Consider the following 13,875-nt stretch of genomic DNA (forward strand, 5'->3'; position numbering starts at 1 on the left):
GAAATAAGCTCATGCGTTTTTAAAATAATATTTCCGTAAAAATTGGATATGCAAGATATTCCAAAGCGCACCATAGCTAAGCCCAACCAAGAAAGCAAAGACGACTTGTACATTGGATACTGGTAGCAGATGAACAAAAAGAATGAGTCCCAAAACAAGCGCTAATAGAATAGCTGTCGTCGTCTTATCCAACTTAAAATAGGCTGAAAAAGGTTTGTCAGGACAGGCTTGCACTTCCTTGAATTGTTTAAAACTAGCTCCAAGATTGGCCCCAGCTGCCCCCATAATCGCACCAAAATAATAGTGAGGAAGGACGTAGACCGACAAATATGCAACTGCAACATAGGCTAGCACCAAGAAGACATATACCAGTTTTTTCATGACCAACCTCCTGGACTATTTTTAAAATCATTTTAACATATTATTTATATTGAGCAAAATATTTTAATATGATAGTTGACTTTCTAACTCGATTTCCGATAAGAGTTTGCTATAATAATCTTGCTCATCAGCCAATAGTGGACTATTAGGCAACATTTTTTTAGCCTGAGCCAGAGATTTTTTCAAGGCTTTGCTATCTTGAGTAATACGTTGGTGGTAGAGAGCCGCAATGACTTGGTAATTTCCCATAGGGTACTTGAGCAGAGCCTTGACCTGCTTGTCCTGCCCTAATGCTCTAGCCTCTTCCTCCCTGCCTTGCAAGAGATAGACTTCCAACAGTACAAGTTTTGCCAGCTTCACCATATAATCATTGTCCGATGCCGCTATCAGTTTTTCCAAGCGTTCTTGGGCTTCTTGATACTCCCCTTTGAAAATCAGCAACTCCGTCCAGTTTAGATAGTGGGTTTGTGGTAAATGCCCTGGCAAGATTGGCAGATCCAAGACAAAATCACTTAAATTCGCTGCAGTTGGGTCCACCATGACTTGAGAGGTATGTCTAAGTGCTTGATAGACCAAGCGGCTATAGTCTGGATGAGCACGCAACTCTTGTATCTTAGCACCATCCACCATTCCTGAAGGATTGGCGTTGAGGATAAACAGGGATAGATTGAGGAGAATTTGCGAGAGAGGCAGACCCCAATACCCTGTCAAGAATCCAATCAAAACAGAAATAAGGATGAGACTGAGATGGACAATCAAGCCACCTGCAAACATCAGAATCGCCCGAGGGTCATCCTCATCTTTTTTGACTCCGATATACTGAGCTGCTGCCCCCTGCACAATCACGGTTTTCTTCCATTTCCAGCCTTGGTCAGTTTTGACCAACAAGCGATTGCCCAAGCCAAGCGCCACCAAGTCAAAGCCTGTCAGCCAACCAAAGAAGGCATGACCTAGTTCGTGGAGAATAATGGTCAGGTAAAAACTACCCATAAACCAGAGGTAACCTAGACCAACAACCCAAAAAATTCGCTCATCCGATTGAATAGACAGCACTTCCTCTATACCGATAAAGGAACAACTTGCCCCCCATATAGCTAACAATGTTGACAGCGTTATAACCAACCAATTCCATACTTTCTTCATAGCAAACCTCCTTTTTATATAGTATAACAGAAAAAGACTAGAAAACCTAGTCTTTTACTTGTTTTTTTTAGCAATATAATCTTAGGAATTTGGGTCATCCAAACTACGCCCATGCAAGCCCTTTTCACGTTGGACTTGGCGGAGTTTCTCTGGCGTCACATCGTTACCGTCTTCATCAACCAGTTTAATCCCCTCAATATGATGACGGATTGCTCGACGATACCCCTCAATATATTCTTCCCTTAGCTGAGCCTGTTCAACTTTTTCCTCTGGTGTCAAGGTACCAGCTTTTTTCTTTTTAGCCAATTCATTGATACGATCGATTTTTGCTTGTTCCATGTCTGCCTCCTTTTATCTCTTAAAACAAGGTCCACTTCCCTTGATTGTCCGGTAAATACGCTTCCTGTGGTATCAGAGGATTATAGGCAATCCTCACCACATCAACATTCTCTAATTGTCTTTTGCCTGTATAACTAACCGGAATTGGACCTAACTTAATAACTTCACCTATCTTATAAATTATAACATCATAAATTTCATAGGTTTTTCCATCCACATCATAAGCATAAACATAGACATAATTCTTCTTAAAACGTAGTTGCCTCATAAAACGCCCTTGCGTTTCAGCAGTACAAAGTTTCTGTTTGGATTTTTTGCGAATAGCAGGTTTAGCATTACCCTTTTCTATCTTAGATGTTCGCCACATCCAACGAAAAAGGAATACTATAAAAACAATCATCGCCAAAGCTTGCAAAGGAATGATAACATACAACTCTATAATTCTGAAAAGAGACATACTACCTACTTGCTGTTCAAGAGATTGAAGACCGCCACGGCACTTGCCTTATCCGCCAAGGATTTCAGTAGAGCCAAACGGTTGGCTTTGACTGCTGCGTCATCTGCCATGACCATGGTGTTGTCGAAGAAGGCCGCGATGATTGGGCTGAGAGCAAAGAGCTTGTCTAGGTTGCCCGCCATGTCTTCCGTCAACTCCAAGCCTGCCACTGTAGCAGCAAGGGCTTTCTCCTGGTCGTTTTCGAAGAGTGCCTCGTCAATGACAGTCGCCTCTGCCTTTTCAGCCAAGTTGAAGACCCGTGACAAGTTTTCCACGGCTTCCTTGTAGTCAGCCTCTTTTGATTTTTGGAAAATAGCAGAGCTGGCTGCCAGTTGTAGTCTGACCACAAAGGTTGAGCTGGCAAGTACAGCCTCGCGGATGTCTTTCGGAATGGCCTTGTCCATCATCTTCTCTACACGGGCACGGATAAAGTCCATAACAGCTGGCTGGTTGTCATAAGTCAAGCTAGTAAAATTCAAGCTGTAGAGCTCCGCAATCAACTGATCCAATGGAATTTCCCAACCAAATGCTTCCAAGATTCGAACGATCCCCTGTGTCGCACGACGAAGAGCATAAGGGTCGTTTGATCCAGAAGGAATCAAGCCAACTGAGAAGAAGGATAGGAGGGTGTCAAACTTGTCAGCCAGTGCCAAGACCGCCCCGACCTTGCTTTCAGGCAATTCGCCTTCTGCTGAGTTTGGCAGGTAATGCTCACGGATTGCCGCTGCCACCGCAGGTTTTTCCCCTGCAAGAAGGGCATACTTCTCACCCATAATCCCTTGCAATTCATCAAACTCGCCGACCATGCCTGTCAAGAGGTCAAACTTGTAGATGTCCGCCGCACGTGCCACATCTGCTTTTTCATCCGCAGACAAGCCTGCCAAGTCAGCAAGTTTTTCTGCGATGACCTTGGTGCGTTCCATGTGCTCGTAAAGTGAGCCGATTTTCTCATGGAAGGTCACGACTTTGAGGCGTTCCACCAAGTCAGCAATCTTGAGTTTTTGGTCTTCACGCCAGAAGAATTCGCCATCTTCCAAACGGGCCACCAAGACTTTTTCATTCCCTTTGATGACATTGTCAAGGTGTTGGTCGTTTCCGTTACGGACGGAGATGAAGTTTGGCAAGAGTTTTCCTGCTTTATCACGCACCACGAAGTAACGTTGGTGATTTTTCATGGAAGTGACCAAAACCTCTTCTGGTACTTCCAAATATTTGGTGTCAAATGAACCCATGAAGGCAGTTGGGTACTCAACCAGGTTGAGAACTTCATTGAGCAAATCTTCATCAATTTCGACTGTCACGTTGTGTTTGTCCTCGATAGCCTTGATTTGCTCGACGATCATATTTTGACGCTCTGCGGGGTCTGTAATGACAAACTGTGCACGCAAGTCTGCCTCGTAAGAATCTGCACTTGCAATCTCAGTTTCATTTCCAAGGAAACGATGACCACGGCTGATACGACCAGATGTAATGTCCAAGAAGTCCATATCCAATGCTTCATCGTCCAAGAGAACGGTCAAGGTGTGGACAGGGCGGATGTAGGCGAATTTGTTGGACGCCCAGTTCATGCTGACAGGGAAGGTCATAGCCTTCAAGACCTCTGGAATGCCCGCCAAAACTGCCTTAGCTGGCTGACCAGCTTCATGTTTGGTCACATAGACATACTCTTCGCCCTTGATCTCGCGGAACTCAATGTCAGCTGTCGTCAAGCCTTTGCCACGGACAAAGCCTTCTGCAGCTTTAGTGAAGTTTCCATCTGCATCCAGGGCAATTTTCTTAGCAGGACCCTTGAAATCTTCTGTAAGATCAGTCTGCTGGTCTGCTAAACCACGGACACGAACAGCCAAACGGCGTGGTGTTGAAAAAACATCGATGCTATCAAAAGCCAAGCGATTGTCTGTCAAAAAGGTTGACATGCGGTCACGCAACTGGTGCATGGCTGGGGTTACGATGTAGGCAGGGATTTCTTCCAAGCCAAGTTCAACAAGTAAATTCTTTGTCATTATTCTGCGTCCTCCTTCAACAATTCTGCTCGTGTTGCTTCGTCTAAAAGTGGGAAACCGAGTTTCTTCCGCTCTGCCACAAAGGTCTTGGCAACGACACGGGCAAGGTTACGGATACGGGCAATGTAGCCTGCACGCTCGGTTACAGACACAGCTCCACGGGCATCCAGCAGGTTAAAGGTATGAGAACATTTGAGCACATAGTCAAAGGCTGGGTGAACCAAGCCTTCTTCCAAAGCCCGCTCTGCTTCTTTTTCAAACTTAGTGAAGTTTTCAAGGAGCATGTCTTGGTCGGATACTTCAAAGGAATATTTTGAATGCTCGTACTCTGGCTGGATAAAAATTTCACCGTATTTAACACCGTCAGCCCACTCAATATCGTAAACGGAGTCAACCTCTTGAATGTAGGAAGCCAAGCGCTCCAAACCATAAGTTACTTCGGCTGTGACAGGGCCTGTCGCCAAACCACCAACCTGTTGGAAATAGGTAAACTGCGTGATTTCCATACCGTCCAACCAAACTTCCCAGCCCAGACCAGCTGAGCCTGTTGACGGGTTTTCCCAGTTATCCTCAACAAAACGAATATCATGCTCCAAAGGATTGATGCCCAAACGCTCCAAAGACTCCAAGTAGAGTTCTTGGATATTAGATGGAGATGGTTTCATCACCACTTGGAATTGGTGGTGCTGATACAAACGGTTTGGGTTTTCTCCGTAACGACCGTCAGCAGGACGACGAGAAGGCTCAACATAAGCCGCATTCCATGGCTCAGGACCGATAGCACGCAAGAAAGTGTAGGGACTCATGGTACCCGCACCTTTTTCCGTATCATAAGCCTGCATGAGCAAACAACCCTGCTCATTCCAAAATTGTTGTAAGGTCAAGATAATCTCTTGAAATGTAAGTTTCTTTGACATATTCTTCCTTCTTTCTTTAATTATAAGTCTTTTAGTTTACTTTTAGTACTAGGCAACGAGCTGCAGGCTGTACTGGAGTACGGCAAAGCGAGTTAACGACGTAATAAAAGATAAACTAAATGACGATGATTTTGTGACGTGAACCTTCCTAGCCTAAACCGCTAGGAAAGGCGAACTAGTACAGCGTCTAGCTCAGTCGCCATAGCGATGAGCGTGTGGCAATTCGACTGAAAGGAGATTTTGCCACTGACGCTGTGAAAGGTAAGTTTTTTAGACATATATTTTCTCCGTTTTTGTTAGACAGACAAAAAGAACCACATTCTCTTCCCCTGTCAGCAGACATAGGGGCGTTGAGAACGCGGTTCCACCCTAATTTATTACTTCATTTATATGATTGATAAGTAGTCGGATGAGGTCACGACTGGGAAAGCGCCAATTATTTCAAGACTGGCTTGGCTTCCACTCTCCCAAGCTCGCTAGACAGGCTTTTGAAACAACCTTCTTTCATGCTTAGTATTGTAGCAGAAAAAGAATATTTTGTCCAGAAAGAGCACTATTTATCCGATTATAAACCCATAGTAGGACTGTTGTAATCCAATAGATATTTTTCTGGTACTACTCCCAAGAATTTTTCTACCTGTTGACTGATAAAATCTAGGGCATTTTCCAAATCCTCTACTCTATCAGAATTGACCAGTTCCATAACCAAGAAAGCATTCTTCGTGCTATCTGTAATCATGGTCCGCTCACCATCGCGCCAGTTGAAACAGCGACAAACCGCCCCCTTATCATCCTTATAGCAAACTTCCCCTGGTAGAGTTGGATTATTGGTTTCATCACCAATGAGATAGAATTCATCCCCACCCTCAGTGACCGTTAGTTGAAGATCGCCTACAAATGTATCTAAATCTTCAGCACCACATGGAAGACCAAAACGCAAACTTGCCGCATTATAGATATCCACTAGCGGAGAGATAGTTGAAACTGGACGGTCACTAGCAGAACGCTTCAAAAGTGCTTCAATACTAGAACGTGCGCCTTTTTTTTGTTTTAAATTTTTGATAGGCTTGACGATATGTACGAATGACCTCATTCTCACTAAAGGTATCTTCCGTAAGAAATTTCTGGGCAATTCCGTTGCTTTCTTCCAGTAATTTCACTAATTCATCAGGTGATTGCGCCGGCGTTTTATACCCTTTCAATAATAGCACTCCGATTTTTGCATCTGGAAATAAATTCCAAAACGATGTATCAACTATAAATTGCGACATATCCCTACTCCTTTATAGAAAAATCAGCACCCTATGAACATCTTCTAAGACCTAACGATGTTCATAAAATGCTGTTGCATGACTACCCGGTGGCAGTGTTTATTTAATTAAATTTATTGTATAAAATCCCAGAGAGAATGTCAAACATTATCTCAGAATATGGGGAAACATAACTTGATTAGCCACAAGAAAATTAAAATTTATCCACAAAATTATCTTTATTGATGCGAACGTTTAAGAACATATAAAATGCCGATAGGAGCGTACACAAAATCAAAACAATTCCAACTGGTTTCAATTCTGGGACATCATAATTTGCCAGAGCTAGTACAGGAATACTCAAAACAATATAGGGAAGTAACATGGTTGACCCTGCAGCAACATCTACTAAATCTTTGTCAGGGTCCTCAACAAACCAAAGGAATGGTAAGAATAAACGAAGCCATTTTGCTCTCTCTGTAAATTCTAAAATTGGTCGAATAAATAGTGTCAGCAACTTGTATCCAACAAAAGCAAGTAAACGATACCACCATAGAAAAACAAAGGCAAGAAGGATACCGATTAGCCAGGTCCAAATATCAAAACTATCCTCCTTACGACTTTTTGGCGCAAACAAATTCGCCAAGATAACTCCCACTCCTATTTGCGGAACAAGACTGACCCATATATCTAAATTAGGATTATCATATCCAATTTTTACATACTCTAAGCCATCGTGATAATAGACGTTATTGTTGGAATCAATATAAGTCCCTTCCTTATAGGGTTGAAGTTCACCCACATTTTTCTTAACATATTCATTTGCTGTTTTACGAAATACCATATTTGCCTACCTCAATTTCTATTTTTTTAATACATTGTAAATTGTATTAAATGTTGTCATCTGTTGAATTTGCTCCGCTCGCTGTAGTGTGGCAGCTTGTTGGCGCAACAGTTGGTCATATTGACTTTCTTGATGATACAGATTTAAAGCTTCCTGTAAGGTATTGACACGCCCCTCGTTGACATAACCAAGCATTGTTTCAAAAAAGAATGATGAACTATGTTGCCCCTGTTGCATAATCAATGGATGCTCCTGAGCTTTATGATAGTGCCAACTTTTACACTCTTTTACTTCCTCAAGCCTTTGTTTAATCACTGCAATATCTTCTTGCTTTTTCTGATGTTTTCTCTTTGCAAAAATACCGATAATAGCTGATAAGAAAAAGAATGTCAAACTCCTTTGAAAATAGCCAGCCCTATCATTACCGAAAACCAATTCACCAATAGCGAAGAAGAGGGTCAAGCCAAGAAGCCACCAAATCCAATTCCCCTTTTTTTCCCTGTTAGACCAGGCAATAAGCACCTCATTTTCCCAATGCAGAGCTGATTCCCATCTACTCATCAAAATCACTGCATCATAAAGATACCACCTCAATTCATTCACATTGAATTTTTCAAAGAAACCTATTCCATATACCGAACGGTACCATTCCTCAGAGGTCATCACTTGGCTAGTCAGATGCCGAACCCTTTCAAGAGTTCCTGCGCTCTCGCCTAATTTATCAACAGCTTTCTCATCTTCCGGAGAGAATACTATTTTATTCATTAAGTAATGCTCATAAGTTGGGGCATCTTTAGCTGCTTCACTCTTGTAGCCGTCGGGAATATCATAATAACGATACTCTTCAATAATTCTATTTTTCTTTTGTAAATTCTCTGCCTTAAATTGTTCGATTAGTTGCAAATCCTCTTGATCCAGAAACTTTGCCATTTTTACCTCCAAAATCTATCTCTTTTCAATCCATTTTATGAGAGCATTTTTTGCATTTATAGACATGCACAAGTTTGGACACCTCTTAAAAATAGCAAATCTGAATGATTATCACCAATTTTAATAACCTGATGACTTCCACATTTCGGACACATATATTTCTCCCTTTTTTGCTTTTTAGGAAGGCTTGGCTGTAAAGTCAAGCCTTGTTATACTAGTATAACAAGGCTTGGCTGTAAAGTCAAGCCTTGTTATACTAGTATAACAAGGAATTTGTCAAGTATTTTGCATCAAAAAAGAGGACCAACTGTCCTCTCAAAACATAACTTATCTATGACTAATCTTTCTGGTCAAGAAATCACCAATGAATTGAATGGCAAAGATGATAACCAAAATCAAAAAGGTCGCAAGGAAGGTCACATCATCATTGTAGCGCAAGTAACCGTAGGATAGTGCAACCTGCCCCAAACCTCCAGCACCGATAGCCCCAGCCATGGCTGTATAGCCTACCAAGGAAACCAGGGTCAAGGTTGTCACACGAATTAAGTCGGGCAGCCCCTCACGCAGATAGACAAGGACAATATCCCAGAAGGTCGCTCCTGACGCCTGAGCAGCCTCAATGACACCACGATCCAATTCTGACAAGACCACTTCAACCTGACGGGCAAAGAAGGGAAAGACTGACAGGGCTAGAGGCACCAAGGCAGCCTCTGTACCAATGGTTTTCCCAACAATAATTTTTGTTAAGGGAGAAATCGCCGCCAACAAGATAATGAAGGGAATGGCACGGAAAATCGACGCTACCTTATCCAAAATCCAGTAGGCAGTCTTATTAGCAATGACCCCACGTGGACCTGTCAGAACTAAGAACAAACCAGACACCAAGCCCATAAATCCACCGAAAGCAAAGGAAACAAAGGTCATATAGAGGGTCAAATTAAAATGTGTTAACCAACCTGTCTGACCATCCCAGCCCAATTTATAAATATCTGGAAAATTCGTTTGAATCCATTCTAACATCTAGTTTGCTCCTTTCAAAATCGTCACTTCCACACGCGCTTCCGTCACCGCCTCAATCGCACGGTGCAATTGACCAGGTTCTCCTGAGAGAATGACTACCATTTCACCGACTGGCGTATGATCCAATATCTCAATATTACCATAAAGAATATTGGCAGACACTTGATAGAATTTATATAAGTCATTGACAATCGCCGTATCCGTATTGGAACCAGCATACTTGAGTTGCACTAAAATGCTATTTTCAGGCAAATTCTGAACAATATCTTGCTGGTAAATTTTCACCAAAGCTTCATCAATTCCTGTTGCTGTTTTGATGAAATCCTGGGTCAATTCTTCTTTTGGATGAGAGAAGATTTCTAACACTGAACCCTCTTCAATCAAGCGACCATCCTGCATGACAGCCACACGGTTACAAATATCTTTTACAATCTGCATCTCATGGGTAATCATAACAATGGTCAAGCCCAATTTTTCATTCAATTCCTGTAAGAGTGCCAAAATCTGCTTAGTCGTTTTCGGATCCAGGGCAGAAGTTGACTCATCTGAGATCAAGATTTTTGGATCATTGGCTAAGGCACGGGCAATGGCAACACGTTGCTTTTGACCACCAGACAACTGAGCTGGATAGTTTTCAGCACGGTCAGAAAGCCCAACCAAGTCTAATAACTTAGCAACCTTTTCCTTCTTCTCTTCCTTGCTCAAACCCGAATGCTTAAGGGCAAAGGCCACGTTTTCTTCTGCTGTCATCTGCGCCATCAGATTGAAATGCTGGAAAATCATGCCAATCTCACGGCGTTTGCTCCGCAATTGAGCTGGGGTCAGAGTAACCTTGCCCCCCTCGTAAATCACATCCTCATCAATAGTAATCTTACCCGCAGACGGAACCTGCAATAAATTGATGACACGAACAAGGGTAGATTTACCAGCTCCAGAATACCCTACGATACCGTAAATATCCCTTTGATTGATATGAATGGTCACATCCTTGACCGCTTCAATGGTCCGTTTTTTCTGCTGAAAGGTTACATCAATATTATCTAGCTTAATCATTTCCTTACTCATAACTTGCAATTAACTCCTCTACTAATTCAACATGGCTATAGTAGTCAGCAATGCTGACATTTTCATCACCGGCATGGTCACGACTGTTGGCATTACCCAGACCAAAGCCCGCAATCGGCACTCCTAAAGCATGAAAGACGGTGTGCATGGGTCCAGTACCTGGCGAGGTAGGTAAAACTGCCACACCCTCTGGTGTCAACTTTTTAGCCAATTCAATCACATTGACAATGGCTGGAGCTGACATATCACTTCGGTAACTCTTTTCACCCAAGGTAAAAATAACTTCTACCTGTTCAAAACCATGCTTAGCTAAATGCTGGCGAATTTTGTCCAAAACATCATACGGATCTAACCCTGGCACCAAACGAACCTCCATCTTAGCAGAAGCCTGGGCAGGAATGATGGTCTTAACCCCCTGACCAAGATAGCCAGTTGACAAGCCTTCAATGGTAATCGATGGTTCAAAATACAAACGCTTGAGAAACTCGCGCCGTTCCTCTACCAAAGTAGGCAGTGTTAGACCATAAATCTCCTTCATAGACTGACTGGTCGCAAGAGCAAATTCCTCAACCAAGGCTAGTTCACGTTCATTTGGTTCTTGAACTTGTTCGTAAATACCATCTACCAAGATTCGTCCATCTACCGCCCTCATGGATTGAAGAGCTGACAACAAATACCAACTTGCCGAATCAATAACTCCTCCATAAGAAGAATGAATGTCTAAGTCAGCTGATTTAACCTGAAGATCGAAGGTCACAATTCCCTTATTGCCCCCAGCAATTTCTAGCTGATGTAAGCTATTACGATGCCCCTGCTCCCAGACCAGCAAATCAGCACCAATCAAGTGTTCTTTGTATTTTGAAAGATACTTATCCAAGTCGACAGAGGCTGACTCTTCTGCCCCCTCCATAATAAAGATAATATTAACAGGGAGCTGACCATCTTGTCTAGCCTGGTATTTTTTCAGGGCAGATAGACGAGCAGTGATATGCCCTTTGTCATCATCCACCCCACGACCATAAATATAGCCATCAGAAACAGTCAATTCAAAGGGTTTCCCCTTCTCCCAGACCTGATCGGCATCAGCAGGAACAGTGTCATAGTGATTGTAAAAAATCAAGGTCTTGGCATTTGGAACACTTGCCTCAAACTTAGCCATAACAAAGGGTGCTGCATAGCTGTCATCTAAAACAACAGTTGCCCCAGCCTCTTCAAACATATCTTTCAAGTAAGTCGCCACATCCAACAAACCAATCTGCTGAGCAAAAATGGATTTCTTTGAAATCAAGACCTTCAACTTTTCAAAATAGCTTTGAATAATCGCATCATTTTCAAATGCTTGAACTTTACTATCTGCCATACTTTCTCCTCATACTCAATGAAATCAATCAAATCTACTAACCAAAATCAAAAATACTATACTATTTCTAACTTTAGTTAAGAGATTGTCTTATCTCTATAAAAACAGATAGAGGGCTGAACAATTCTGTCCAGTCCTCGACCTATTTGCATTTTACCAAACTGGCTCATCCATACCGTCAGATGTTGTTTCAATGACTTCTTTCACTTCATCTGTGTGGTAGGCTTCGATAATTTTCTTAATCGCTGCTGCTTGCTCTGATTTTTCCCAATCGCTACGAGCTGCAATCAAGTTATACCATTGTTTTGAATTTTCATCTTTTTGTTCTTTGTAAAGAGCGTTCTTGTAATCCAAACCAGCTTCCAATACGAAGGTGTTGTTTACAACCGCTGCATCAACTGAGCTAAGTGAGCTTGCTGTTTGGCTCGCATCCAACTCAGTGATTTTCAAGTTTTTCTTGTTTTCAGTAATATCAGCAATAGTTGCCAATTCTGTACCGGATACACCAACCTTGATCAAACCAGCTGCTTGAAGAAGGTAAAGGGCACGGCTTTCGTTTGTTGGGTCATTTGGAACCGCAATTTCAGCACCATCTGGAATTTCTTCCACTTTCGTGTACTTGTTTTTGCCATCAGCTGTACCTGAGTAAAGACGGATTGGTGCGATATAAGTATCCGCAATAGCGACCAAGTCTTCACCGTTTTCTTCATTCCAGTTATTCAAGAAGTTATAGTGCTGGAATGCGTTGATGTCTACTTCATTTTCAGCTACTGCCTTGTTTGGCTGTGAATAGTCTGTAAATTGAGTGAACTCCAATTTCACTTCATCACCAAGAATTTCTTGAACTTTATTCCAACGAGCTTCTTCTGATTCGCTTAAACTCATCACACCAACACGAACAGTTGTCGCTGAACCAGCAGCCTCATTTGAAGTTGAGCTACCACACGCAGCAAGAACACCTACTGACAAGGCAGCTGCTGCTAAACTAAACAATTTTTTTAATTTCATAAGAATATCTCCTTAATTTTTGAACTGAATCTATCTTAACACAGAAAAGACTATCTGGCTAATTGGCTTTTCTTATAGAATGTTATAACTTTTACTTATAACAAATACCCTTGCAATTATAAGAATTGATAATAAAAAGAGGGAAGTCATTTCCCTCTTAAAACACATCCACCAAATACTGAAACAAATCTCTGTGCTGCTTACAATCCTTGTATAAAAACTCTGGGTGCCATTGAATACCAAACAAGGCCTGTTTCCCCTTGCTTTCATAGACCTCAATGGTCCCATCTCGTGGATCTAGTCCAGTTGCCACTAAGCCTGGCGCCAAATCCTTGATCCGTTGATGATGAAAGGAATTGATTTGACTGCCCTGTGCGAACAATTGACTGACACGACTTTTAGGTTTAACCTGCAAACGATGCGAAGTTCCTTCTATATCCTCTTGCCAATGGTCAGCCACTTCCTGTTCCAAACTTCCACCTAAAGCGACATTGAGCAACTGCATCCCTCGGCAGACTGCAAAAATTGGTTTTCCTTGCCGAATCGCTTCTTTAATCAAGGCCAATTCAAACTCATCCCGCTCCAAGAGGTAATCCTCACTATCTATCAAACGTTTTTGACCATACAAACTTGGATCCACATGCTGACCACCGGATAAAATCAACTTGTCAATCATATCGATATAATCCTTGGCTAAGTCCGGAGTTCCCATGGGAATAACCAGTGGCACACCACCAGCCTGACGGACACTATCTGCCAATTCACGCGCTACCGTTACATAAACGCGACCAGATTTTGTTGGAAATTCTTGCTCATTACCTGAAATACCAATAATCACCTTTCCCATAAAAAACTCCTTTCTGTGATTTTCTACATTGTAACACGACCAGCCAAGTCTGTCTAATATAGAAGTTTTATAGACCGATTAAAAAATATTTATCAAGGATACATATAAATCATGATTTCAATTCCTCTCTACCATCTCATAGATAAAACCTATCTCCCACATAAGAAAAAACTATACCAGTTCCAAGACCCAAAAATACGATAGGAATAAATAGCCGTATTTCAGGCTTTTATATAGAAGAAAGAGTGTCTAAACCCATCCCGTCCCAGCTT

The 13,875-nt window shown here is 42.1% G+C and carries 13 protein-coding genes and 1 pseudogene; all 14 read right to left on the bottom strand.

All coding sequences use genetic code 11. The features are described 5' to 3' along the window. Nucleotides 1-9: 9 nt before the first annotated feature. The 14 genes and pseudogenes from C1G49_RS07040 to C1G49_RS07105 all read right to left on the bottom strand — a co-directional run bounded on the left by C1G49_RS07040 (nucleotide 10) and on the right by C1G49_RS07105 (nucleotide 13,603). On the bottom strand, nucleotides 10-381 hold the full coding sequence (locus C1G49_RS07040) for a hypothetical protein (protein WP_105125135.1): 372 nt from the start codon (nucleotides 379-381) through the stop codon (nucleotides 10-12). A 63-nt stretch (nucleotides 382-444) separates the two neighbouring features. Then, nucleotides 445-1,524: a site-2 protease family protein gene (locus tag C1G49_RS07045; protein WP_105125136.1), complete on the bottom strand. Its 1,080-nt coding sequence runs from the start codon at nucleotides 1,522-1,524 to the stop codon at nucleotides 445-447. A gap of 81 nt (nucleotides 1,525-1,605) precedes the next feature. Next, nucleotides 1,606-1,863, bottom strand: coding sequence for a DUF896 family protein (locus tag C1G49_RS07050; RefSeq protein WP_002942632.1), 258 nt, complete (start codon nucleotides 1,861-1,863; stop codon nucleotides 1,606-1,608). Between the two features lie 19 nt (nucleotides 1,864-1,882). After that, complete coding sequence (locus tag C1G49_RS07055) at nucleotides 1,883-2,320, bottom strand: hypothetical protein (RefSeq protein WP_105125137.1); 438 nt, start codon at nucleotides 2,318-2,320, stop codon at nucleotides 1,883-1,885. A gap of 5 nt (nucleotides 2,321-2,325) precedes the next feature. Next, complete coding sequence (glyS, locus tag C1G49_RS07060; protein ID WP_105125138.1) at nucleotides 2,326-4,362, bottom strand: glycine--tRNA ligase subunit beta; 2,037 nt, start codon at nucleotides 4,360-4,362, stop codon at nucleotides 2,326-2,328. After that, entirely contained in the window at nucleotides 4,362-5,279 is a 918-nt protein-coding gene (glyQ, locus tag C1G49_RS07065) for a glycine--tRNA ligase subunit alpha (protein ID WP_002939388.1), read from the bottom strand. Before glyQ ends, glyS begins: the two co-directional genes overlap by 1 nt. A 565-nt stretch (nucleotides 5,280-5,844) precedes the next feature. Then, nucleotides 5,845-6,550, bottom strand: a pseudogene (locus tag C1G49_RS07070) (B3/4 domain-containing protein). A gap of 193 nt (nucleotides 6,551-6,743) precedes the next feature. Next, nucleotides 6,744-7,373, bottom strand: a complete 630-nt coding sequence (locus tag C1G49_RS07075) for a hypothetical protein (RefSeq protein WP_105125139.1) — start codon at nucleotides 7,371-7,373, stop codon at nucleotides 6,744-6,746. Between the two features lie 18 nt (nucleotides 7,374-7,391). Continuing rightward, nucleotides 7,392-8,303, bottom strand: a complete 912-nt coding sequence (locus tag C1G49_RS07080) for a hypothetical protein (RefSeq protein ID WP_105125140.1) — start codon at nucleotides 8,301-8,303, stop codon at nucleotides 7,392-7,394. A 327-nt stretch (nucleotides 8,304-8,630) separates the two neighbouring features. Continuing rightward, nucleotides 8,631-9,323: a methionine ABC transporter permease gene (locus C1G49_RS07085; protein ID WP_105125141.1), complete on the bottom strand. Its 693-nt coding sequence runs from the start codon at nucleotides 9,321-9,323 to the stop codon at nucleotides 8,631-8,633. Next, the gene (locus C1G49_RS07090; protein ID WP_105125142.1) at nucleotides 9,324-10,388 is read right to left on the bottom strand and encodes a methionine ABC transporter ATP-binding protein; all 1,065 of its coding nucleotides are present in this window, start codon (nucleotides 10,386-10,388) and stop codon (nucleotides 9,324-9,326) included. After that, on the bottom strand, nucleotides 10,381-11,748 hold the full coding sequence (locus C1G49_RS07095; protein WP_105125143.1) for a M20/M25/M40 family metallo-hydrolase: 1,368 nt from the start codon (nucleotides 11,746-11,748) through the stop codon (nucleotides 10,381-10,383). The genes C1G49_RS07090 and C1G49_RS07095 overlap by 8 nt, the downstream gene beginning before the upstream one ends. Before the next feature lie 153 nt (nucleotides 11,749-11,901). Continuing rightward, complete coding sequence (locus tag C1G49_RS07100; protein ID WP_105125144.1) at nucleotides 11,902-12,756, bottom strand: MetQ/NlpA family ABC transporter substrate-binding protein; 855 nt, start codon at nucleotides 12,754-12,756, stop codon at nucleotides 11,902-11,904. Between the two features lie 157 nt (nucleotides 12,757-12,913). After that, nucleotides 12,914-13,603, bottom strand: a complete 690-nt coding sequence (locus C1G49_RS07105) for a gamma-glutamyl-gamma-aminobutyrate hydrolase family protein (RefSeq protein ID WP_105118517.1) — start codon at nucleotides 13,601-13,603, stop codon at nucleotides 12,914-12,916. Between the last annotated feature and the right edge of the window lie 272 nt (nucleotides 13,604-13,875).

Source organism: Streptococcus suis (genome assembly GCF_002960625.1).
Lineage (GTDB): Bacteria > Bacillota > Bacilli > Lactobacillales > Streptococcaceae > Streptococcus > Streptococcus suis_T.

Bases quoted from the DNA above. Each gene is read 5' to 3' on its own strand.
- C1G49_RS07050 (WP_002942632.1), bottom strand. From the start codon at position 1,863: ATGGAACAAGCAAAAATCGATCGTATCAATGAATTGGCTAAAAAGAAA.
- C1G49_RS07040 (WP_105125135.1), bottom strand. From the start codon at position 381: ATGAAAAAACTGGTATATGTCTTCTTGGTGCTAGCCTATGTTGCAGTT.
- glyS (WP_105125138.1), bottom strand. From the start codon at position 4,362: ATGACAAAGAATTTACTTGTTGAACTTGGCTTGGAAGAAATCCCTGCC.
- C1G49_RS07080 (WP_105125140.1), bottom strand. From the start codon at position 8,303: ATGGCAAAGTTTCTGGATCAAGAGGATTTGCAACTAATCGAACAATTT.
- C1G49_RS07055 (WP_105125137.1), bottom strand. From the start codon at position 2,320: ATGTCTCTTTTCAGAATTATAGAGTTGTATGTTATCATTCCTTTGCAA.
- C1G49_RS07075 (WP_105125139.1), bottom strand. From the start codon at position 7,373: ATGGTATTTCGTAAAACAGCAAATGAATATGTTAAGAAAAATGTGGGT.
- C1G49_RS07090 (WP_105125142.1), bottom strand. From the start codon at position 10,388: ATGAGTAAGGAAATGATTAAGCTAGATAATATTGATGTAACCTTTCAG.
- C1G49_RS07095 (WP_105125143.1), bottom strand. From the start codon at position 11,748: ATGGCAGATAGTAAAGTTCAAGCATTTGAAAATGATGCGATTATTCAA.
- C1G49_RS07045 (WP_105125136.1), bottom strand. From the start codon at position 1,524: ATGAAGAAAGTATGGAATTGGTTGGTTATAACGCTGTCAACATTGTTA.
- C1G49_RS07100 (WP_105125144.1), bottom strand. From the start codon at position 12,756: ATGAAATTAAAAAAATTGTTTAGTTTAGCAGCAGCTGCCTTGTCAGTA.
- C1G49_RS07085 (WP_105125141.1), bottom strand. From the start codon at position 9,323: ATGTTAGAATGGATTCAAACGAATTTTCCAGATATTTATAAATTGGGC.
- C1G49_RS07105 (WP_105118517.1), bottom strand. From the start codon at position 13,603: ATGGGAAAGGTGATTATTGGTATTTCAGGTAATGAGCAAGAATTTCCA.
- glyQ (WP_002939388.1), bottom strand. From the start codon at position 5,279: ATGTCAAAGAAACTTACATTTCAAGAGATTATCTTGACCTTACAACAA.